Here is a 21,054-nt window from a genome sequence, read left to right as displayed (position 1 = left end):
GCGGCGGCTATTCATGGACGCACTTCCGACCATGAATAGCCACACCTACGCCTCCCTGCTCGCCCTTGCTGCCAGCACTGTTGCCCTCCACGCCGGTTCCCCGTCGCCCGAAATCACGGCCGCCACGGAAGAGCCTTGGATCAAGCCGACGCTCGATATCCGCGCCCGCTACGAATTCGCGGACGTGGATCACTTCGATCCCTCCCACGCCCTGACCATCCGCGAACGGCTGGGGCTGAAGACCAAGGACTGGTACGGCTTCTCGGCCTTCGTCGAGGGTGAGTTCACCCAAGCCGCGGTCGATGACTATAGTGGCGGCGCTCCGGGTGTGAACCCCTTCGATCCGCGCAACTCCATCATCGCTGATCCGGAGAACAACGAGCTCAACCAGCTGATCCTGCAGTATAAGGGCTTCGACACCACGGTGAAGCTCGGCCGCCAGCGGATCATCTATGACAATGCCGCCTTCATCGGCAACGTCGGCTGGCGCCAGAACGAGCAGACCTACGACGGGATCTCAATCACCAACACCTCAATCGAAGGACTGACCGCTAGCTACTCCTACATCGATCAGGTCAACCGGATCTACGGCACGGATGCGACCGGCATTTTCGAGAACGCACCCGGCGAGATCCACCTCTTCAATGCCTCCTATGCAGGCATCAAGGGTCTGACTCTGGGGGCCTATGCCTACCTGATGGAGTTCGATGACGCGGCCGCCACCGGCTGGGATAACAATACCTTCGGCATCAGCGCCAAGGGCACGCTCGCCACTGTCCAGCTCTACGGGGAGCTCGCCTATCAGGACGACGCCGGCCCGCTGAACGACAAGGAAGGCCTCTACGCCCACTTCTATGCGACCAAGGCCTTCGGCCCGCACAGCTTCACCTTGGGCATCGAGCACCTGGATGCCGGCGTGCAAACCCCGCTGGCCACGGTGCATGCCTTCAATGGCTATGCCGATGCCACGGATGCGCGTCGCATCAATGGCACGCACGGCGGTCTCACGGACACCTACCTCGCCTACACCGTGCCGATCTTCTGCGGGATCAAGTGGATGAACCAGGCGCACATCTTCGGCGACAACTCGATCTCGGACAACTTCGGCTTCGGCTTCGACTCCGTGCTGACCAAGAAGTTCGACGACCACTTCACCGCGATCGCCAAGCTCGGCTACTTCGATACGAACGACGCGCTCTACCTCTCCACCACCCGCGCAAGCATCGAGTTGGACTACACCTTCTGACCCTCACAAAAGGGATGCCCGGCCGGCGCTCAAGGCACCGACCGGGCCCCGGAGGGGAAAGTATTAGAACCTGGTCGAGGCACCGAGCGTGAACAAACGCGGGGAACCCGGCTGGATGGTGTCCGCAAAGCCCTGGCTGGCGAGATAGTAGGTCTCGTCGGCCAGGTTTTCGACAGTGGCCTTGAAGCTCCAGTTACGCCAGTCGTAGTAGACACCGGCGTCGAAGCGGACGTAGTCAGGGAGCTGGAAGCTGTTGGTCGCATCGCCATCGCGCTCACCCACGTAAACCACACCGGCACCCAGGCTCAGGCCCTGCAGCAGCCAGCGGCTGGTGTCGTAGCGCAGGCGCATCCCGGCCTGGAAGTCGGGCACGTTGTAGAAGTTCTTGCCGAGGGTAGTCGGATCCAAGGTATCCGAGATCTCGCTGTCCATGAAGGAGAAGCCGCCGAGGATATCCAGATCCTCCGTGAGCTTGCCGGTAGCTTCGAACTCGACACCACTGATCGTCACCGTGCCGATCGGGATCGAAAAAAGGGCCGTTCGGGTCGTTTGGATCGGCCTCAAGCATGTTCTCGCGCTCTGTCCGATAGACGGAGAGCGTGGTCTGCAGACGGTTGTCGCAGAAGTTTGCCTTGATGCCGCCCTCAATGGAGGTCGCCTCCAGCGGGTCCGGGCTTTCGCCGCTGGCGAGTTGGCCGGTCTGAGGCTGGAAGGAAGTGCTCACGCCAGCGAAGAGCGAGACGTTGTGGGTAATATCCACCACCGCGCCAAGGCGGCCGCTCCAATCCTGATCCGAATAGCCGGACAGAGGTGGCAGCGGGCGGAGCAGCACATTCGTGGTGGTGGCCAGCTCGTCCTGATACCAATCGTAGCGGACTCCACCGAGGAGGTGCACCTTATCGCCAATGTCAGCCTTGTGCTGGTAGTAGACTCCGAATTCCTCGAGTTCCTCTTCCAAGCGGAAGTTGCGCGGCACGAGGCCCGGCGGATGCAAGATCGGTGGCTGGCCGTAGACCGGCACGGGGAAACTGATCGGACGCAGGTCGTAGCGGTCCATCGAGCGGCGCTTGGTGTCCGTGTAGGCGTAGTTCACGCCGAAGAGGCCGGTGTGCTTCACTGAACCGGTCTCGAAGTTCAGCAGCACTTCCGGCTTCAGGTTGTAGGCCCACATCTCGGAGTCGAAGTCCTGGGTGGTGCGGCGGATCGTCGGATTGCCATTCCACTCGTTGCCGCTGCCATAGAGCAGGAAGGTTGAAGGATTCCGCACGCCGTTGCCCATCCCGCGGTTGGTGTCGACTTCGCCGGACACGCGCAGGGTGACATTGTCGTTTACCTTGTGCGTCCAGTAGAGCGAGGAGCGGGTATTGTGGTTGTCGAAATAGTCGGTGGGCTCGTGGTAGCTGGTATTGATCGGCGCGAAGTTGTCCTTAAAGCCCGCACCCTCGATGTACATGATCCCGCGGTCGTAGGGCTGGTCGCGGTACTGGTAGTCGAACTCGAAGAGCAAGGAGCTGCCCTCCGCATACTTCCACAGGATCGAGGGCGCGACCTGATAGCCATCGGTGTGGAAAGCATCGCGGAAGGAATTCGCGGAATCGCCGGAAACGATCATGCGGTAGAAGACGCCGAGGCCGTCGCTCATGGCCGCGCCGCTCTTCGCATCGAAGCTACCGCTGCCGGGAGTCAGTGGACCCGTGGAATCGACATAGGCGTGGACGTAATCGTAGCTGCCGACCTCGACCCCCATCTCGGTGGATTGGACAGCCTCCGGCTTCTTGGTCACGTAGTTCACAAAGCCGCCCGGATCGCCAGTGCCGAATTCCACGCCACCCGGGCCTTTGAAGATCTCGATGCGCTCGATGTTCGAGAAACGGCGCGACGAATCGTAGGACACCCGGTTGCGCATGCCGTTGATGTACGACTGGTAGATGAAGTCGAAGCCGCGGATCTTCAGCAAGTCACCGGTAGCACCGCTGTCATCGGAGGCGCTCACCCCGGGGACATAGCCTACGACATCGCGGATGCGGCGGGCCGAGGTGTCTTGAATGAATTGCTCGGTGAGGGTATTGACCGTTACCGGCAGCTCCTTGATGGGTGCCGGAAGGCCGGTGACTGCAGTCTCAAGCGGATTGCCATAGGCCCCTTGGATGGACTCACCCCGGACGACAACGTCCTTGAGCGCTTCGTTTGAAGCGGGCTTCTTGTTCGTGTCCGGCGGGGAAGCCGCCTGCTCTTGGGCTTGGAGGGGTGGAAGCGTCGCGAGGGCGAGCGCGAGTGGAACGAGCCGGGTAACGGGTTTCATGGCGGGATGGAAGCCGGTCGACAGGGCGAGTAGGGGCCCTCGGAACCTGCGGGTCCGACTTCAGCGCGGTCTAACGGATCAGCTGCGCTTTCCTTAGCCTAAATTTTCGCCAGCCCACAGATTGGCGGCAGCTTGCTTTCACTCACTCACAGGAAAAACCTTCCTGCCTTATCGGGCGGGCACCGGCATGGCTACGCGGAAGCCGAGCAAATAACCTCGGCTTTTGGGGCTGAAGCCATTGCGGTTGGCGGAGCGGGATTTCGTGGCAGCGGCCTCCCAGCAGCCGCCGCGAAGCACCCGCTCATCGCCCGTGGTGGGGCCAGTGGGATCCAGCGCTGGCGATTGGCGGTAGTACTCCGGGCTGTAGATGTCAGCGCACCACTCGTAGACATTGCCGTGCATGTCGTGCAGGCCGAAGCGGTTCGGCGCGAGCTTGCCGACCTCGCTGGTGCCGGAGGGGGCATTTCCATATTGGCCTTCGCCCGAGGAGTGGCCCCACCAGCCGGTCTCGCTGAGCTTGGCGGCGGTATCGCCATTCTGATAGGCGCCTTCACTGCCAGCGCGGCAGGCGAATTCCCACTCGGCTTCGCTGGGCAGACGCAGACCTTGGCCTGCTTTGGCGAGGAAGGCCTGCGTATCGAGCCAACTGACCTGCTCCACCGGCTTGTCAGGCGCAGGGAAGTAGCTCGGGTTCTTTCCAGCCACCGCCTGATACTGGGCTTGGGTGAGTTCGTATTTGCCGAGGTAGAAGGGCCGCGAGATCACGACGCGGTGGCGCGGGGTTTCATCGCCCTCCGCATCGGCCTCGCCGGGTGCCGCGCCCATGAGAAAGCTGCCCGCGGGTATGAGCTCCATCTCCAGAGTCCGGCCACCGAGGTCAACACTCCGGGTGGCTTCGAGATGATTGCGGGCGGCATAGTCAGCCACGCTTTCCTTGCCGTCCCACAGCGGCCACGGCAGGGATTTCGGATCGATGACTTCCTCGCGGGTCTCTGCCACGGGCGCTACACCGTAGCCGGGCCTCATCGCCGGAGTGGCTCCTGCTACGGCTGCCGGTGCAGGAGCTGTCGGCAAGGGCGTGGCACCACCACGCGAAAGGCTCACGCGCTGCGGGATCACTTCGCGGTTGCCGCTGGCATCCGTAGCTAGGGCCCTGACTTCAAGGCGTCCCTCACCCGCCGACAAGATCTGAGACCATTCCGTGACCGGCCCCGCCTGTAAGACCGCGGGCTCGTCGTTGATGCGAACCTCGCGCACCTGGTCATCGTCCACCGCCACGCCGGAGATGCGGACGCGCTTGTCGTCGAGCCACTCGGTCCTGGTGATCAAGGTCACCGGCGGGCTGTCGTCTTGGGGATCGACGTAGCGCAATTGCTCTTCACGCGTAGGCGCGACGCCGAAGCCATTGAAGAAGGTCGAGACGTGGATGTCGGTGGCATCGATGCCGTTGTAGTCGTGTCCCGCAAAGTTCGAGCGCCAGAAGACATAGTTCACATCGTGCGCGGTGAAGCCCTGGATCTGGACGTTCGGAGCGGTCGTGTGGAAGCCCCAGTGGGAGGCCCACACCAGGAAGTCCTTGATCCGGAAAGGATGCTTGTAGTCCGGCCCGACACCACCCACATCGCCGCCGAGGTAAGCGGCCCGGTCGATGACGTTGCCATCGCGGTCCAGGTCCTCGGTCTCACTCTGGCCATGGAAGCCGCCGAGATTGAAGGCGAAGCGGCGCTGGCTGTGGGCCTCGTTTTGATCGAAGCGGATGAAGGGCAGCGTCCGCACATCCACGACGCGACGTTTGCCGTTCGGCATTAGCACCATCAGATTCGGCGAGAACTCCGGGGTCTTCACCATCTGAAAACGATAGCCGAACTTCCCGCAATCCGCGGCCACGTTGCGGGTGAAGGCGTTGGCGCAGTTCGCCCACCAGAAGCCCGCCGCATCATTGGTATCGAAGCCGAGGACCTGCAGCGGCAGCGGCTTGCCGGCCAGCGCCTGCACCGCGAGGTTGCGATCGAGCACGTTGTTCACCTCGGTGCCATCCTCGAAGAAATAGCCGTGGCCGGTGCTGCGGTAGCCCACGCAATCCTTCACTAACAGGTAGTTCGAGCCGTGGATGGTGACCCAGCGATTGTCGCTGTCCCACACGCTGGCGCCGATGACCGAGCTGCCGCGCATGGTATCCGCGCAAAGGTGGAAGTGGATCGGGTAGCGGCCCAGCACATCCTTCTTCCCTAGATGGCGGAACTCCGCGTAGCTGATCGAGCCGGCCGAGCCGCGATGATAAACGGTATGGCCACGCGGTCCTTTGGGATCGGCGGATTCGACGATGACATTGCGGCTGAGGTTCGCGACCTCCCCGCGGAACTTGCCGAGAGCTTCATGCTTATACTTCAGGGGTTCCTTGAGCAGCAGACCGCGCTTGTCCATACCGAGGATCTCCGCTTCTTCCGTCTCAGAATCCTTGAGCAAGGAAGGAATCACGCGCCGTCCACCTTCGACCTGGTAGAAATCGGTCATGCCCGTGGCTGGGAAGAGCACCTTGTCCCCTGCCCGCCAGCCCTCGACCAGTTCGGCCAGCTCGATCTCGCGGGAGCCGCGGCCTGCGCTGCTACCGAGCTTCACCCAAGAGCGATTCAGCGGCGCGCCGTGGAAATCCATGCGCCCGCCGCAGGACATGATCGCCGGAAAATTCTCCGCATCCATGCCGGGTATGTAGGTCAAGCGAATCACTGCGGTGCGGCCTGCGGGAATGGGTGCCTCCGAAGTTCCCACTTCCAAGGCCGGACGCTCACCCTCGATCTTATAATCCGGCGAGGGAGCGTGGCACTCGAAGCCCTCCTCCTTGCACTCCTCGCCCGCGGCGAGCCGGATCAGGCCGGTGCAGAGCAGGGTATCCGTATCGCGGGAAAAGCTGAGCGTCCCCGCCACGTGGACCGCGCGGATCACCGTGTCACGGGAGACGTCGTACTTCACATGGTGTCCCGGGCGGATCAGGACCACGTCTCCGGCCTCGGGCTCCTTGCCGTTTTCCCAAGTCGAGGCCGCAGACCACGGGCCGTCACCCGCGCTACGGATCTCCGCAGCGCGGACCATCGGCAGAAAGACGCAGACGAGCGAAACAAGGAACGGGAACTTCATGGGAACAGCGGGGTGTCCCATCGCAGCAAAGCGCCCCCACGGATTCAAGCCCCGTGCCTGACCCCGATTAGCGCGAAATTGCCCTATAAACTACCCCTCCGAGCCCCCCAAATCCCGGCCCACGATCTCGGCGATACCGGCGAAGGTTTCCTCAATCAGGCTGAGCTTCCGGTCGGTATTGTGGAAGAGCCCCCACTCGCGTTCAATCGGCTCACCCTCAATGGGGATCGCGATCAGCGAGCCGTCGTCAAACTCGCGCTTCGCCACCCAAGGAGCGACAATCCCCACGCCCAAGCCGATCTTGGCCATGCCCTTGATCGCCTCCATGTCACCCAGCACCAGCGGCGGGCGGGTACGCACCCCCAGCTTCTCGAAGTGTTCTTCGATCAGGCGGTGAGTCTCGGTGGCACGGGCGTAGATGATGAACTGGACCCGCGCCATCTCATCGTGATCGATCCGGCCCGTCTCCGCCCATGGATGCATCGGTGAAACCGCAAAGGTCATCCGATCGCGGAAAATCGGCCGATAACCCTCGCCCGAGCCACCGCGCGGCAGCAAGCCGAGGACGAGATCGAGTTCATGCTCATCGATGCGCTCCAGCAGGGTCGATGTATCACCGGCCTCGATGCTCGGTTCGCAGCGCGGGAAGCAGTCGCGGAACTCGCGCAGCACCGTCGGGAGCAGGAATTGGCAGAGCGAGTGCGGGGCCCCGATGCGGATGCGGCCTTGACCCCAGCGTTTGAGGCCGTCCAGCTCGCGGCCGGCGTCCTCAAGCTCGCCGAGCACCCGGCGGCAGCGTTTCAGGAAGACCTCGCCCTCCTCGGTGAGGACCGTCTTCTTGCCGAGACGGTCGAGCAGGCGGCAGCCCAGACTATCCTCCAGCGCCTTCATCGAGTGACTGATGGCGGACTGGGTGAGAAAGAGCTTCTTGGCAGCTAAAGTGAAGCTGCCTTCGTCGGCCACGGCCACGAAGGCCCGCAGTTGGCGTAAATCGGGCAGCAGATCAGTCATGAACAAACCTCATCAAAATTCGTGACCGGAGAAAGCAGAGGACATGCCAAGGCCGCGTTCTTGGCACCCTTTCCGCTTACCTACCTCCATCATGGATTATCAGGCAGCTGTGGAGTCGCGCTCACCCATTCGTTTGGGTTTTGTTCCGTTGAATGATTGCGCTCCGGTTGCGGTGGCCCATGAACTCGGCCTATTCAAGAGCTACGGCCTGAACGTGAAGCTGTCCCGCCAGCCTGGCTGGGCTACGGTTCGCGACATGCTTTCCTACGGCGAGCTGGATGCCGCCCAATCGATCGCCGGCCTCGCCTTCTTCCTTGCCCTCGGCCTGAGCAAGACCCGCCGCGAGATCGCGGTGCCACTGGTCCTGAGCGCCCATGGCAATGCGATCACTCTCTCCCGCGAGCTACCCCCGGAATCGATCCGTAGCGGCGAGGGGCTGGCCGCCCACCTCAGCCACCGCTGGAAGAAGAGCCGACCCTTCACCCTAGCAGCCGCCCACCGCTTTTCCTCGCACCATCTATTACTCCACGGCTGGCTGCGCCGTCACGGGATCGTTCCCGGCCGCGATGCGGAGATCGTCTTCCTGCCGCCGCCACTCATGCCGCGCAATCTTAATGCCGGCCATATCGACGGCTACTGCGTGGGCGAACCCTGGAATTCCGAGAGCATCCTCAGCGGCAACGGCTGGTGCCCGGCGACTTCCGCGGAACTTGCCACCGGCCATCCGGAAAAGGTTCTGCTGGTGACCGGTGAATTCGTCAATGAGCGCCGTGAAGACAGCATCGCCCTCGGAGCCGCGCTCCTGCACGCCTGCCGCGTCTGCCAGGATCCGTCCTTCCGCAACGAGCTGATCTCGATCCTGTCCAAGCCCTGCTACACCGGCGTTTCCACCGCGACCCTGCGGAACAGCCTGGGCCCGGTCTTCGACTCCGGTCGTGGCAATATCGATGCCTCGGACTTCCATCTCTTCTACGGCGCGGACCTCAATTGCCCCACAGCCGACAAGGCTTCCTGGTTCCTTTCGGGAATGCGCGGAGCGGGCCTCCTCCCGGATACCACCGCAGCTCCCCTCACCCGCCTTTATCGGCAGGATTTGTTCCGGGCTTCGGAGAAGATGTTGCTACCGAGCTGAGACCGTGAACGTCACTCATGGCATGCATGACGATTCAATGAGGTTCCTGCATGTGAGAATACGGCGCTGGCGTGCCACTTGCTCTTTGAGAGACAGCTTTCGATGAAACTTAGCAATCTCAAGTCCTCGGGCCACTGGCCGACACTGCTCACCGCATTCCTTTACTTCGACTTCTCGTTCATGGTCTGGACGCTCCTCGGAGCGCTGGGACCACAGATCGCGGAGACGCTGAAGCTGACGGCGGGGCAAAAGGGCCTGATGGTGGCAGTTCCGATTCTAGGCGGTGCCGTATTGCGGCTCGCCCTCGGCCTGCTGGTCGACCGGATTGGGGCGAAGACCACGGGGATCATCGCCCAGTTGTTGGTGATGGCCTCGCTGGCCTGCGGCTGGATCTTCGGGCTGCAGAATTTCGAGGCCACGCTGATCTTCGGCTTCACCCTGGGGATCGCGGGTGCCTCCTTCGCAGTGGCGCTGCCGCAGGCGGGCCGCTGGTATCCGCCGAACATGCAGGGCGTAGTGCTGGGTCTGGCCGGCGCGGGGAATATCGGGGTGGTGCTGGATAGCCTGATCGCGCCGCGACTGGCAGCGGCCTATGGCTGGCAGGCGGTCTTCGGCTTCGCGCTGATTCCCGCAATCCTGACCTTCGCGGTCTACACGATCTTTTCCAAGGAAGCGCCGGGGACGGTGGTGAAGAAGAAGCTGAGCGACTATGCCCGCTTGCTGAAGGAGAAGGATGCCCATTGGTTTTGCTTCTACTACACGGTGTCCTTCGGTGGCTTCGTGGGTCTCGCGAGCTACTACAATCTCTACTACCGCTCGGAGTTCGGCCTGTCAGCGGTAAAGGCCGGCGACTTCGCGGCGATCTGCACCTGCGTGGGCGCCTTCGCCCGGCCGATCGGCGGCGCGATCTCCGACCGCATCGGTGGGATCCGTTCGATGCTGGTGCTCTACTCCGCGGCAGGAGTGCTGCTGATGGTTGCCGCTGGAATCCATTCCTTCTGGCTCAACACCGGTCTCTTCCTAGGCGTAAGTGCCGCTCTGGGCATGTGCAATGGCTCGATCTTCCAGCTCCTGCCACAGCGCTTCGGCAAGGACATGGGCGTGATGACCGGCCTGGTCGGTTGCGGCGGTGGCTTCGGTGGCTTCTACCTGGCGAGCTCGCTGGGCCTCGCGAAGCAGAACTTCGGCACCTGCGCTCCTGGCTTCATGATCTTCTCGGTCCTCTGCTTCGTCGCGGTCTCCGGCCTAGCGCTGGTGAAGACCCGCTGGCGGACGACCTGGGGTGCGATGGCAGATGCCCGGATTTGATGGAAATGACGAATGTCGAATTTCCGAATGAAGGATGGAGTGTGTTGAATGGCTGGCCAATTGATCCGGCCGAATGAAGATCCGCTCCACCTCCCACGCCCTGCCTCGCGATGACGGGCGGCCCTCGTCGGACGCGGTGGCGGTGACGACGTGGACCGGCGGCTTCCTCGCTGCCTTGGCCGATGGTGCCGGCACCGCCCCTGCCGCACGCGAAGCGGCGGAGCATGCGGTCTCGCAGATCGCCACGCACTACCGCAGCCACCCGCTCGGCTGGACTGCGGGCAAGGCGCTGCGGGAGACGGTGCGGCTGATCCATCGCACACTCTGGAATGAATCGAACGCCCGCTTCGGCCGGGTCGAGATGGTCTGCACGCTGGTCGTCGCGCTTTATGACGAGGGCTTCCTGACCTACCTCGGAATCGGTGACTCCCGGATCTATCTGCTGCGTGGCGGCGAGCTCCAGCAGCTTACCCGCGACGATATCGATCCAGAGGAGCCCCTGCGCCTCTTGCGGGCACTGGGCGCCACCGAGGCGCTAACCGCCACCACCGCCAAGCTCTCGCTCGAACCCGGAGATGTGCTGCTACTCTGCTCGGATGGGATTCATCACCATCTAACAGACGAGGCCATCACGCTCGCATTGCAATCCGGCACCAGCGCCCGGCACCTCGCCAAGGAGGCTCGCGATGCTTCGCCCGATGAGACGCGTGATGATTGCGCCGCCATCCGCATCGATATCGACTCGCTCGAATGGACGGCAAGGCGCGAGGATCACCAGCTTCCGATTCCTGAGAAGCTCGCCGCTGGCCAGAAGCACGACGGCTGGGCCTTGCTGCGCTCCTTTGGCGCGAACGACCGCTGCTGGCTGGCCGAGCGCGAGGGCTGCCGCCAGGTGATGAAGTTCGCACCGCTGGAAGCAATCGACCAGCCAGCCCTGATCGAGGCCTTTCTCAAGGAGACCTGGAATGCGATCCGCTTCTCCAGTGAGCCGCCCTTCGTGAAGGCCTGGGAGCCGGTTGGGCGGTCTTCGCTCTATTATAACCAAGAGTTCGTGGATGCCCCGGGGCTCGCCACACTTCTCAAACAGCGCCGCTTGCAAGTCGACGAAGCGGTCCAACTCGGCCACTTCCTTGCCGGTGCGGGCATCCGCCTCCTGCGCCACGATCTGCTCCACGGGGATATTAAGCCGGAGAACATCCTCATCGGCTCCGCCTACGATTCGATCTTCTACAAGCTGATCGATCTCGGTTCCTGTTGCGAGGTCTTCTCGCGCCAGTCGCGGGCGGGCACCGCGAGCTATCTTGCGCCCGAGCGCTTTCACAACGCGCCGATCAGCGAGCGCACCGAGATCTTCTCGATTGGTATTACCCTCTACGAGGCTCTCACCGGGCAACTGCCCTTCGGAGCGATCGAGCGTTTCCAGACCCCGGTATTTCGCGATGCCAAGCCACCCAGCACGCTCAATCCGCTGGTGCCCCCTTGGCTGGATGCGGTGATCCTGCGGGCCTGTGCGATCGAAGCGGACGAGCGCTACTCGCATTTCAGCGAGGTGCTCTTCGATCTCTCCAATCCGCGGGCGGTCCGCCCTTGGCATCCGGCCCGCGCGCCACTGATCGAGCGCCATCCGGTCTTGTTCTGGAAGTGCGTGGCCTTTCTGTTCGCGGCGATCGCACTATATCTTGCGATCCGCCTCGCGACCCGCGGCTGAGTTGGCACGCCCGGAAAGTTGGCACGCGTGTATGCTGCACGGCGTGCCATGATTCACGCTAATACAAGCGTCCTTCGACGTCATTTCGCGCCATATTGTCGCCATCATGCATCCGGCGCATGAGCCCGTAAATCCCGAATGAATCCCGTGAATTTTGAGGCCTCGTTTATGAGCAAACCTCAGTCAGGACATGAGATTTCAACTCATGGGAAAGGCCGCGGATGCCCGGGAATGGCCCGCACAAAGCTATTTCAAGCGGGTCTTCCACCGAATCCGAGCCATGAATCAAAACCGCCCTTTCTCCCGCCGCGACTTCCTCACGCGCTCCACTCAAGCCACCGCACTCGGCCTGCTTGCCGCAGGCCTGCCGACCGGATGGGTCGGCGCCCAGACCGCTTCCGACGCGCCTGAGACCGCGAATGTTAACTTCGGCATCATCGCGCTGACCGACTGTTCGCCTATCGTCATCGCGCATGAGAAGGGGCTCTTCAAAAAATACGGCATTAACTCCACGGTGACCAAAGGTGCGAGCTGGGCCGCGATCCGCGACTCGCTTGCCAATGGCGACATCCAGGCCACCCACATGCTGCTCGGCATGCCGATCGCCTCGACCATGGGTCTCGGCGGTGCGCCCAAGGTGCCGATGGTGATTCCGTGGCTGCTCAACCGCAATGGCCAGTCGATCACCCTCTCGAATGCCCTCAAGGGCAAGGTTGCCGCCGATCCCAAGGCACTCAAGCCCCTGGTCGATTCGGCCAAGGCGGCAGGCACGCCGATGACCTTCGCGATGACTTTCCCGCCCGGCACCCACGCCATGTGGCTGCGTTACTGGCTTGCCGCCGGTGGTATCAATCCCGGCGATGCCGGTGGCGCCAGTGCCGACATCTCCCTGATCACCATCCCGCCACCACAGATGGTGGCGAACATGCAGGTCGGCAAGATGGACGGCTTCTGCGTGGGCGAACCTTGGAACGGGAAGAGCGTGGCAGACGGCATCGGCTTCACCGCCATCAACACCCAAGGTATCTGGAAGGATCACCCGGAGAAAGTCTGCGCCTTCACCGAAGAGTTCGCGAACAAGAACCCTAAGACGGTGAAGGCCGTCCTGAAGGCCCTTCATGAAGCCAGCGTCTGGCTCGACAAGATGGAGAACCGCCCGGAGCAGGCCAAGATCGTCAGCGCCGCGACCTACATCAACTGCCCGCCGGAATCGATCCTCCAGCGTTTGCAGGGCAAGTACGACATGGGCGACGGCCGTAAGCTGCGCGACCCGGACTACATGATCTTCAGCAGCCGCAACTGCAACTACCCGCAGCCGAAGTACTGCAAGTGGTGGCTCACCCAGCTCCGCCGCTGGGGCTTCACCCAAGGCGCGCCGGACTACGAAGGCGTGGCCAAGCAGGTGATGCGCACCGATCTCTACGAGGCCGCGATGAAAGAGATCGGCTACACTCACGACGGCATGAGCAATGCTCCTGAGACCTTCTTCGATGGCGGCAAGTTCGACCCGAAGGCCGACCTGGAAGCCTACGCCGCCTCCTTCGCCGTCAAGACCCTCAAGGGCTAACAATCCTCTTCTTGGTTGCACATCGGTTCCCCGCGGGCGGCCGCGCCCCGGCCGTCCGCGGGTTTTTCCAAATCACAAATCGACATGAAGTTCTTCCAATCGCTCAAACTCGACTACGTGCTGCTGCCGCTGGTCGGCATCCTGCTCTGCCTCGGCGGCTGGGCCATCATCGCCGGCAAGTCCACCGTCACCACCTCGGTGGATGATTGGGGTGATCCCGTGACCAAGGAGGAGCGCCAGGGCATCGCCAAGAACCTCCCCTCCCCGTCCGAAACCTGGATCGCCAGCAAGCCCTACGTCACCGAGCCCTTGGCCAAGCGCGGCGAGCTCGACCAGGGCATCCTGCGCTTCGCCTGGCTCTCGCTGAAGCTGGTGGCCCAAGGCTACTTCATCGCCCTGCTGATTGGCACCCCGATCGGCTTCCTGCTCGGCCTCTCCAAGAATTTCACCAAGGCCTTCGACCCCATCATCCAGATCCTACGGCCCGTCTCACCCCTCGCCTGGCTGCCATTGGGCATGGTGCTCTTCAGCGGCTTGAAGGTGCTCGACGCGAATGGCCGCGTCAGCTTCGGCACCTCGGATGCCGCCGCCCTCTTCACCATCGCGATCTGCGCGATGTGGCCCACGGTGCTCAATACCGCTGTCGGCGTGCGCGCAGTGCCACAGGACTACCTCAACGTCGCCAAGGTGCTGAAGCTCTCCCGCACCAAGACCCTCTTCAAGGTGCTGATCCCTTCCGCCCTGCCCTACATGTTCACCGGCTTCCGACTCTCGCTGGGGATCGCCTGGCTGGTAATCGTCGCGGTGGAGATGCTGATCGGCAAGCCGGGCGTCGGTGGCTTCCTCTGGCAGCAATACAACGCGAACAGCTTCGCCCACATCATCCTCTCGATTCTGACCATCGGCGTGATCGGCTACGTGCTCGATCGATTGATGAGCATCATCGAAGGCCGCTTCCGCACTGCGTGAATGAAATGCGCACTGCCGGACAAGATCTTCGCGGATCCTGCACGGCAACTGCATCACCTCTCTGGATTCAGAACTGAAAGCATCGAGCCATGCCGCCAATTCTCGAAATCAATGCCGCCTCGAAAGGCTTCGGCCGCGGCTACTCGCGCAGCACCGTCTTGCGCGACCTCAACCTGAGTGTCGCTGAGGGCGACTTCGTCTCCATCATCGGCTACTCCGGTACCGGCAAAAGCACGCTGATCAATCTGATCGCGGGCCTACAGAAGCCGGACACCGGGGCGGTGAAGATGGACGGGGCCGAGATCAAGGGCCCGGGGCCGGAGCGCGGGATCGTGTTCCAGAACTACTCGCTGCTGCCTTGGCTGACCGTCACGGAGAATGTCCGTCTCGCAGTCGATCAGATCTTCCCGCAACTCAGCGAGAAGGAACGCGCCGAGCACGCCGCCAGATACATCGATATGGTGAAGCTCACGCCGGCCTCTGGCAAGCTGCCGCGCGAGCTCTCCGGCGGCATGCGCCAGCGGGTCTCGGTGGCCCGCACCCTGGCAGCCAATCCCCGGATCCTCCTGCTCGATGAGCCGCTTTCCGCCCTTGATGCACTCACCCGCGCCACCCTGCAGGACGAGATTGCTGAGATCTGGCAAGCCAACCGCACCACGGTGATCTGGATCACCAATGATCCCGACGAGGCCCTGCTGGTGGCTGACCGCGTGATCCCACTACTTCCGGGCCGCGAAGGAGCCACCCTCGGTGCCGAGATCCCGGTGGAACTCTTCCGCCCGCGCGACCGCAAGCAGATGCTCGCCAACCCAGAGTTCAAGGACCTGAAGCTCCAGCTGGTGAACACCCTGCTCAGCGCGAAGAAGGACAGCGCGCCGGTGCTCACCAAGAAACTCGCCGCCCCGGACATCCTTCCCGAGGACCTCGGCAAGAAGCGCAGCTTCTCGATCTTCGACCGGCCCGCGCCGCGCCGCAGGTCCCAGCTCCAGCGCGAAGAACTCCAAATCGAAGTGTCATGACCCAAGCCGCCCACGCTCCCGTCCTCGAGCTCTTCAAGCTCTCCAAAGCCTATCCGACCCCGAAGGGCCCGGCCGTCATCGTCAAGGAGTTCAACCTGAACATCGCGGCCGGTGAATTCGTGACCCTCATCGGCCACTCCGGCTGCGGCAAGTCCACCGTGCTTTCGATGGTCGCCGGTCTAACCGATACCACCGATGGCGCGATGATCCTTTCCGGCCGCGAGACCAACGAAGCTGGTCCGGACCGAGGCGTGGTCTTCCAGTCGCCCTGCCTGCTTCCCTGGATGAGCGCCTTCGAGAACGTGATGCTTGGCGTGAACCAAGTCTACTTCACCGCGCCGAAGGCCGAGCGCCGCGAGCTGGCCGAATATTATCTAACCGTCGTGGGCCTCGGCAACGCGATGCACAAGTATCCCGGAGAGCTCTCGCAGGGCATGCGCCAGCGGGTCGGCATCGCCCGGGCCTTCGCCCTGCAACCGAAGATGCTGCTGCTCGACGAGCCCTTCGGCATGCTCGACGCCCTGACCAAGATGGAACTCCAAGAGGTCCTCCTGGAACTCTGGCGCCGCAACAAGCTCACCACCCTGATGGTCACCCACGACGTGGACGAGGCGATCTTCCTCTCCGACCGGGTGGTCATGATGACCGACGGCCCCGAAGCCGAGGTCGGGGACATCCTGCCGATCCCCTTCGAGCGCCCCCGCGACCGTGCCAGCGTGCTGGCCGATCCCCGCTATCCGGAGATTCGGAATCACTTGCTCACTTTCCTCAACGAGCGCTCCCACATCCGCCCCAGCCGGATCACCCCGCCTGTGACGGAGATGGTTACCGCTCCCGCCCCCGTCCGCGAGACACCGGCCGGGGCCACCGCCGCCAACCAATGACTGAAAATCAGTAACTTGCTGATTTCATTCGGCGCCCAACACCCGGTGGAGGACATGCCTTGTCTGGGCCCGCCAGCAAAACCACTCATGGATCGAATGTCGACCAGTGAACGGGATTCATCGGTCGGATGACGGCAAATCCACGCATTTCCCGCCGCTCTGGCACGCTGCGCATGCCGGATGCTTTTTCAACCGCTGAACAAAAGCTCGTATGGTCAATCTCAGCGACTCTGGCTTCACCGCCGAACAAACCTCCTATCTCTCCGGTTTCGTGTCCGGCATCCTGCAAGGACGCGAGCTGCCCTTCCTCGGTCAGGACGGCGAACGCCGTTTCACCCACGAGCCCGAGCAGAGTGTCTTCGGCACCCCGCTCGATGACCTCTGCAAGGAGGAGCGGATCAAGTATGAGCAGAACGGCTTGGACTGCTACGACGCGATCCTGGCCAATGCCGCCACCGGCGAATTCCCGAAGGATGGCGATGTCTTCCGCTACAAGTTTCACGGCCTGTTCTTCGTCTCGCCCGCTCAGGAGAGCCTGATGCTGCGCTGCCGCATCGCCGGCGGGTCCCTCACCAGCGAGCAGTTCCGCGGCCTCGCGGGCGTGGCCGACAAGTGGGGTCCGGGCAATGTCGACCTCACCACCCGGGCCAATGTGCAGATCCGCGAGATCATGCCGGAGAACGCGCCGAACGTGCTGATGGCAATGACCGACATGGGCCTGACCTCACAGGGCTCCGGCGCGGACAACATCCGCAACATCACCGCGACGCCGACCACCGGCTTTGATCCCGATGAGTTGATCGACGTGATGCCCTACGCCCGGGCGATGCATCACTACATTCTCAAGAACCGCGACCTCTACGGCCTGCCGCGGAAGTTCAATATCTCCTACGACTCCGGTGGCCGTGTCTCGGTCTGCGCGGACACCAACGACATCGGCTTCTACGCCGTAAAGGTCGGCGAGAACGACAAGGGTATCGCTCCCGGCGTCTACTTCCGGATGCAGCTCTGCGGCATCACCGGCCACAAGCAATTCGCCACCGACTGCGGCGTGCTGCTTACCCCGGCGGAGACCATCCCGGTTGCTGCCGCGCTGATCCGCGTCTTCATCGAGAACGGTGACCGCACCAACCGCAAAAAGGCTCGCCTCAAGTATCTGGTGGATGACTGGGGCTTCGAGAAGACCCTGGAAGAAACCCAGAAGAAGCTGGCCTTCCCGATGCGCTACTTCCCGCTCGAAGGCTGCGAACCTTCCCTCCCGAAGGCCAAGCAAGGCTACCTCGGCATCCACCAGCAGAGCGATGGCAAGCACTACATCGGCGTGCTCACTCCCGTCGGCCGCATCACGGTGCCACAGATGCTCGCCCTCGCGGATGTGGCGGACGAGTTCGGCCGCGGCGAGATCCGCCTGACCGTGTGGCAGAACCTGATCATCCCCGGCATTCCGGAGGAGAAGCTGCAGGCCGCGATCACCGCGATCCAGGCGACCGGTCTCGACCACCGCAACAACGCGATCACCGGCGGCCTGATTGCCTGCACCGGTAGCCGCGGTTGCAAGTATGCCGCCGCCGATACCAAGGGCAACGCGATCACCCTTGGCAACCACCTTGCCAGCAAGATGATCCTCGACCAACCGGTGAACATTCACCTCACCGGCTGCCACCACTCCTGCGCCCAGCACTACATCGGTGACATCGGGATGATGGGCACCCGCGTGAAGGTCGGGGATGGCACGGTGGACGGCTACAATATCGTGCTCGGCGGCGGCGTGGATGACACCCAGGCAATCGCCCGCGAGATCTGGTCCGGCATCGCCTTCGATGAGATCCCCGCACTGATCGAGCAACTGCTCTGCATCTACCTGGCGAACCGCATCGAGGATGAAACCTTCGCCACTTTTACCCAGCGGCTGAGCGTCGAGGAGCTCAAGGGCCTCGTCGCCGAGAAGCTCGCTGCTTGAGCCGAGTCCATCGACCTTTGTTGATCCCAGCTACTTCTGCGTGACACCCACCCTTCAGCGTCTGCCTGCGCCCCCGGCTTCCAGAAAGCCGGCCACGGCACCCACCGCGGAAGTCCGGACCCTCATCGACGACCTGATCGCCGAGCAGAAGACCCTGCAGACGCCAATCGCCCGCTACTCGGACTATCACGACAGCGAGCCGGACCTCGCTCCGCACTACCGCACCCTGATCCCGCTGACCAAGCCGGGTGACGGCGAGCAGTATGCCTTCGAGGTCTCGCTCGATCGCTGCACCGGCTGCAAGGCCTGCGTTTCCGCCTGCCACTCGCTCAACGGTCTCGATGACGAGGAAGCATGGCGCGACACCGGCGTGATCCGCAGTGGCCGCAACACTCCCGGCTGGCAACAGACGATCACTACCGCCTGTCACCACTGCGAAGATCCCGGCTGCATGAATGGCTGCCCGGTGGGCGCCTACGAGAAGGATTCGGATACCGGGATCGTCCGGCATCTGGACGACCAGTGCATCGGGTGCTCCTATTGCATTCTCAAGTGCCCCTTCGATGTGCCGAAGTACTCGAAGAAGCGCGGCATCGTGCGCAAGTGCGACATGTGCCACCAGCGCCTCGCCGAGGGCGAAGCGCCGGCCTGCGTGCAAGCCTGCCCGACCGAAGCGATCCGCATCATCAAGGTGGCAAAGTCATCCGAGGTGCCCGCATTCCTCCCAGGCGCACCGGACCCTTCGATCACACTTCCGACCACCCGCTACGTGGGTCGTGAGATCCCGGAAAGTGTCTTTGCCGGGGATCGTGAATCGCTCGTCCCCCAGCACGCCCACTGGCCGCTGGTTCTCATGCTGGTGCTCACCCAGACTGGCATCGGCCTGCTCGCCGGAGCGCAGGGCAAGCTGCCACTGATCCTGCTGGCAAATGTCATCTTCTTCGCGGGCATGGCGGCTTCGGTCCTCCACTTGGGCCAGCCCTTGAAGGCATGGCGCTTCTTCCTCGGGCTGAAGACTTCCTGGCTCTCGCGTGAGATCCTCGCGTTCTCGATGTTCGCGCCGATCCCGCCGCTGCTGGCTGCCCTGCCCTTCCTGCCGGACTTCCCCTTCAAGGAGCAGATCGGCATGGCAGCATCCTACTCGGTGCTGCCCATGGGACTCATCGCGGCCTTCACCAGCGTGATGATCTACCACGATACCCGCCGTACTTCGTGGCGCCTGCCGCTGACCTTGGCTCGTTTCTTCGGCAGCGTGTTCTCGTTCGCTGCTCTTGCCTTCGCCATCGCCCAGCCGTCACCACTCGCCATTGGACTGTTTGTCGCCGCGGTCATCGGCAAAATGATCCCGGAACTCCGCATCATCCGCCTCTCGGACGACCGCAATGCCGACTGGACACCAGACATCCACACAGCCCGGATCCAGCGTGGACCGCTCGGCACCATCATGGACGGGCGCTTCCAGCTTGCCCTGATCGCTGCGGCCGTGTCCTTGGTGAATCCTTGGATCTCCTTGCCGCTGCTGCTTGCTGCCGAGATCTTCGAGCGCCAGCTCTTCTTCCAGTCGGTCCACGCGCCCAAAATGCCCGGGAACTTCGGCCCAGCGCGGCAGCATCACTAGGGCCTACCGCGCTTCGCAAGGTTGCGACAGCTCCCCACTCGTTTCATCCACGATGGATTTGAAGTCACTTCCGCCCGGTCCGGCCAGAATGAGCACCAGTTCATCTCCTTCGTAGCGGAAGTAGTAGAAGATGACTCCCCGCTCCGGGCTGAACGGATTCGCCAAGCTAACCTTGAGCCTACCGTCCTCGTCCAAGAGGACAGCACGAGGCCCCTCGACCACTGCAATTCCGCCCGACCGCAGCGCAAGGGCGTGAACGATATCATCGGCGAGCCGGACATGACGCTCCACGCCGTCAGCCCGCCACAAGAGCAGCGAGCCTTCCCAGCTCAGATCAGAGATCGCGTTCATGTCGGTGACACCAGTTGTAGCGCGACCGCGGAACAGCGCCAATCGGCATCCCCGGCAAGATTTCACCGGCAACTTCGGCCTCCGGCGGCGGTTACTTCCACGTGATCCTCGCCAACCGGAGAATCGATGAGGGATAGACTGCGCCGCTTTTTGCCTGGCATTGTCGTATTATTGTTTGGCTGCTGCGCCTATTGGCTGGTGAACCGCGAGGCCGCCGCGCCGCCGCCTGCCCAGCGGGAAGCCCGCATCGCCCCTCCGCCGCAGCCAGCGGAAATCCCGCAACCTGCGGCAAAAAGCGAGGATCGCGACCAATTCGCGGATGGCACCACCATCGAAATCTTCGGCAGTTGCCGGGATCAGGAGATGATCCTGCGCTTTCCGACCGAGGCCAGTTACGACTCCTTCATCGGCGTGCTACAGGGCAGTGAGGTGCGCCTGATCGACCGGCTGGACCGCCTGCGGGCCATGCGGGTCGGTGCCAGCCCGACGGAGATGGAAGTGCTCTCCCGGCTTTTCGACGACGAAAGCATCACCATCTACAAGGGACTGGCCCACCTTCCCGCCGCTCCGCCTGCGAGCGGGGGTGCGAATCGGGGCAATGCCCTTGCCTTTGGTTCGCAGGTTCTCCAGTGGCTCGGGGTCAGCGGCGATAACTCGCGCTGGGGCGCGGGCGTGAAGATTGCGGTGCTGGATTCCGGGGTCACACCGCATCCCGGCCTGCCCAGGAATCTCCGTTCGCTCGACCTTCTGCCGGACAAGCCGGGAGCCTTCGATCCCCACGGCACTGCCGTCGCCTCGCTCATCGTCGGCACCAATTCGATGGCTCCCGGGCTAGCCCCGGCGG

At 63.0% G+C, this 21,054-nt stretch carries 14 protein-coding genes and 1 pseudogene; 11 read left to right on the top strand and 4 right to left on the bottom strand.

The annotated features are described in order from the left end of the window. Window positions 1-31: 31 nt before the first annotated feature. Window positions 32-1,246, top strand: coding sequence for a hypothetical protein (locus BV071_RS34085; RefSeq protein WP_265595152.1), 1,215 nt, complete (start codon window positions 32-34; stop codon window positions 1,244-1,246). A 63-nt stretch (window positions 1,247-1,309) separates the two neighbouring features. On the opposite strand, the pseudogene BV071_RS32040 reads toward BV071_RS34085, so the two are convergent. The 3 genes and pseudogenes from BV071_RS32040 to BV071_RS32025 form a co-directional block, all read right to left on the bottom strand. Beyond that, a pseudogene (locus BV071_RS32040) lies at window positions 1,310-3,548 on the bottom strand (TonB-dependent receptor). Between the two features lie 168 nt (window positions 3,549-3,716). Beyond that, entirely contained in the window at window positions 3,717-6,683 is a 2,967-nt protein-coding gene (locus BV071_RS32030) for an SUMF1/EgtB/PvdO family nonheme iron enzyme (RefSeq protein ID WP_052574144.1), read from the bottom strand. A gap of 90 nt (window positions 6,684-6,773) precedes the next feature. Then, complete coding sequence (locus tag BV071_RS32025; RefSeq protein WP_052574143.1) at window positions 6,774-7,694, bottom strand: LysR family transcriptional regulator; 921 nt, start codon at window positions 7,692-7,694, stop codon at window positions 6,774-6,776. A 43-nt stretch (window positions 7,695-7,737) separates the two neighbouring features. Here BV071_RS32025 and BV071_RS32020 point away from each other — a divergent pair, with 43 nt between their 5' ends. The 9 genes from BV071_RS32020 to BV071_RS31980 all read left to right on the top strand — a co-directional run bounded on the left by BV071_RS32020 (window position 7,738) and on the right by BV071_RS31980 (window position 19,859). After that, the gene (locus tag BV071_RS32020; RefSeq protein WP_081886381.1) at window positions 7,738-8,826 is read left to right on the top strand and encodes a CmpA/NrtA family ABC transporter substrate-binding protein; all 1,089 of its coding nucleotides are present in this window, start codon (window positions 7,738-7,740) and stop codon (window positions 8,824-8,826) included. 102 nt (window positions 8,827-8,928) lie between these two features. Beyond that, window positions 8,929-10,134 carry an MFS transporter gene (locus tag BV071_RS32015; protein WP_035616404.1) on the top strand — a complete coding sequence of 402 codons (1,206 nt, stop codon included), beginning with the start codon at window positions 8,929-8,931 and terminating at the stop codon, window positions 10,132-10,134. Window positions 10,135-10,207: 73 nt separating this feature from the next. After that, window positions 10,208-11,842, top strand: a complete 1,635-nt coding sequence (locus BV071_RS32010) for a bifunctional protein-serine/threonine kinase/phosphatase (protein ID WP_035616401.1) — start codon at window positions 10,208-10,210, stop codon at window positions 11,840-11,842. 280 nt (window positions 11,843-12,122) lie between these two features. Further along, the gene (locus BV071_RS32005; protein ID WP_035616442.1) at window positions 12,123-13,409 is read left to right on the top strand and encodes a CmpA/NrtA family ABC transporter substrate-binding protein; all 1,287 of its coding nucleotides are present in this window, start codon (window positions 12,123-12,125) and stop codon (window positions 13,407-13,409) included. Between the two features lie 84 nt (window positions 13,410-13,493). Further along, window positions 13,494-14,378: a nitrate ABC transporter permease gene (gene ntrB / locus BV071_RS32000; RefSeq protein ID WP_035616398.1), complete on the top strand. Its 885-nt coding sequence runs from the start codon at window positions 13,494-13,496 to the stop codon at window positions 14,376-14,378. 89 nt (window positions 14,379-14,467) lie between these two features. Further along, window positions 14,468-15,397 carry an ABC transporter ATP-binding protein gene (locus BV071_RS31995; protein WP_035616396.1) on the top strand — a complete coding sequence of 310 codons (930 nt, stop codon included), beginning with the start codon at window positions 14,468-14,470 and terminating at the stop codon, window positions 15,395-15,397. Next, window positions 15,394-16,281, top strand: coding sequence for an ABC transporter ATP-binding protein (locus BV071_RS31990; RefSeq protein WP_081886380.1), 888 nt, complete (start codon window positions 15,394-15,396; stop codon window positions 16,279-16,281). The genes BV071_RS31995 and BV071_RS31990 overlap by 4 nt, the downstream gene beginning before the upstream one ends. Window positions 16,282-16,492: 211 nt before the next feature. Further along, window positions 16,493-18,241, top strand: a complete 1,749-nt coding sequence (locus BV071_RS31985; RefSeq protein WP_035616393.1) for a NirA family protein — start codon at window positions 16,493-16,495, stop codon at window positions 18,239-18,241. Window positions 18,242-18,281: 40 nt separating this feature from the next. Next, window positions 18,282-19,859 (top strand): DmsC/YnfH family molybdoenzyme membrane anchor subunit, encoded by a 1,578-nt coding sequence (locus BV071_RS31980; RefSeq protein ID WP_052574141.1) that lies wholly within the window; start codon window positions 18,282-18,284, stop codon window positions 19,857-19,859. Between the two features lie 3 nt (window positions 19,860-19,862). Here the strand turns inward: BV071_RS31980 and BV071_RS31975 are convergent, their stop codons facing one another. Then, complete coding sequence (locus BV071_RS31975) at window positions 19,863-20,252, bottom strand: hypothetical protein (RefSeq protein WP_035616390.1); 390 nt, start codon at window positions 20,250-20,252, stop codon at window positions 19,863-19,865. A 129-nt stretch (window positions 20,253-20,381) separates the two neighbouring features. Between BV071_RS31975 and BV071_RS31970 the strand changes: the two genes are divergently transcribed. Beyond that, window positions 20,382-21,054, top strand: a 673-nt coding sequence (locus BV071_RS31970; RefSeq protein ID WP_035616387.1) for a S8 family serine peptidase, incomplete at its 3' end; no start/stop codon positions are given.

Source organism: Haloferula sp. BvORR071, from assembly GCF_000739615.1.
Taxonomy (GTDB): Bacteria; Verrucomicrobiota; Verrucomicrobiia; order Verrucomicrobiales; family Akkermansiaceae; genus Haloferula.
The sequence above is the reverse complement of the archived record's forward strand: the minus strand, read 5'-3'. Positions and strand labels throughout refer to the sequence as shown.

Coding starts and splice junctions, on each gene's coding strand:
- BV071_RS32010 (WP_035616401.1), top strand. CDS start 10,208: ATGAAGATCCGCTCCACCTCCCACGCCCTGCCTCGCGATGACGGGCGG.
- BV071_RS31985 (WP_035616393.1), top strand. CDS start 16,493: ATGGTCAATCTCAGCGACTCTGGCTTCACCGCCGAACAAACCTCCTAT.
- BV071_RS32030 (WP_052574144.1), bottom strand. CDS start 6,683: ATGAAGTTCCCGTTCCTTGTTTCGCTCGTCTGCGTCTTTCTGCCGATG.
- ntrB (WP_035616398.1), top strand. CDS start 13,494: ATGAAGTTCTTCCAATCGCTCAAACTCGACTACGTGCTGCTGCCGCTG.
- BV071_RS34085 (WP_265595152.1), top strand. CDS start 32: ATGAATAGCCACACCTACGCCTCCCTGCTCGCCCTTGCTGCCAGCACT.
- BV071_RS32015 (WP_035616404.1), top strand. CDS start 8,929: ATGAAACTTAGCAATCTCAAGTCCTCGGGCCACTGGCCGACACTGCTC.
- BV071_RS31990 (WP_081886380.1), top strand. CDS start 15,394: ATGACCCAAGCCGCCCACGCTCCCGTCCTCGAGCTCTTCAAGCTCTCC.
- BV071_RS32005 (WP_035616442.1), top strand. CDS start 12,123: ATGAATCAAAACCGCCCTTTCTCCCGCCGCGACTTCCTCACGCGCTCC.
- BV071_RS31995 (WP_035616396.1), top strand. CDS start 14,468: ATGCCGCCAATTCTCGAAATCAATGCCGCCTCGAAAGGCTTCGGCCGC.
- BV071_RS32020 (WP_081886381.1), top strand. CDS start 7,738: ATGCCAAGGCCGCGTTCTTGGCACCCTTTCCGCTTACCTACCTCCATC.
- BV071_RS32025 (WP_052574143.1), bottom strand. CDS start 7,694: ATGACTGATCTGCTGCCCGATTTACGCCAACTGCGGGCCTTCGTGGCC.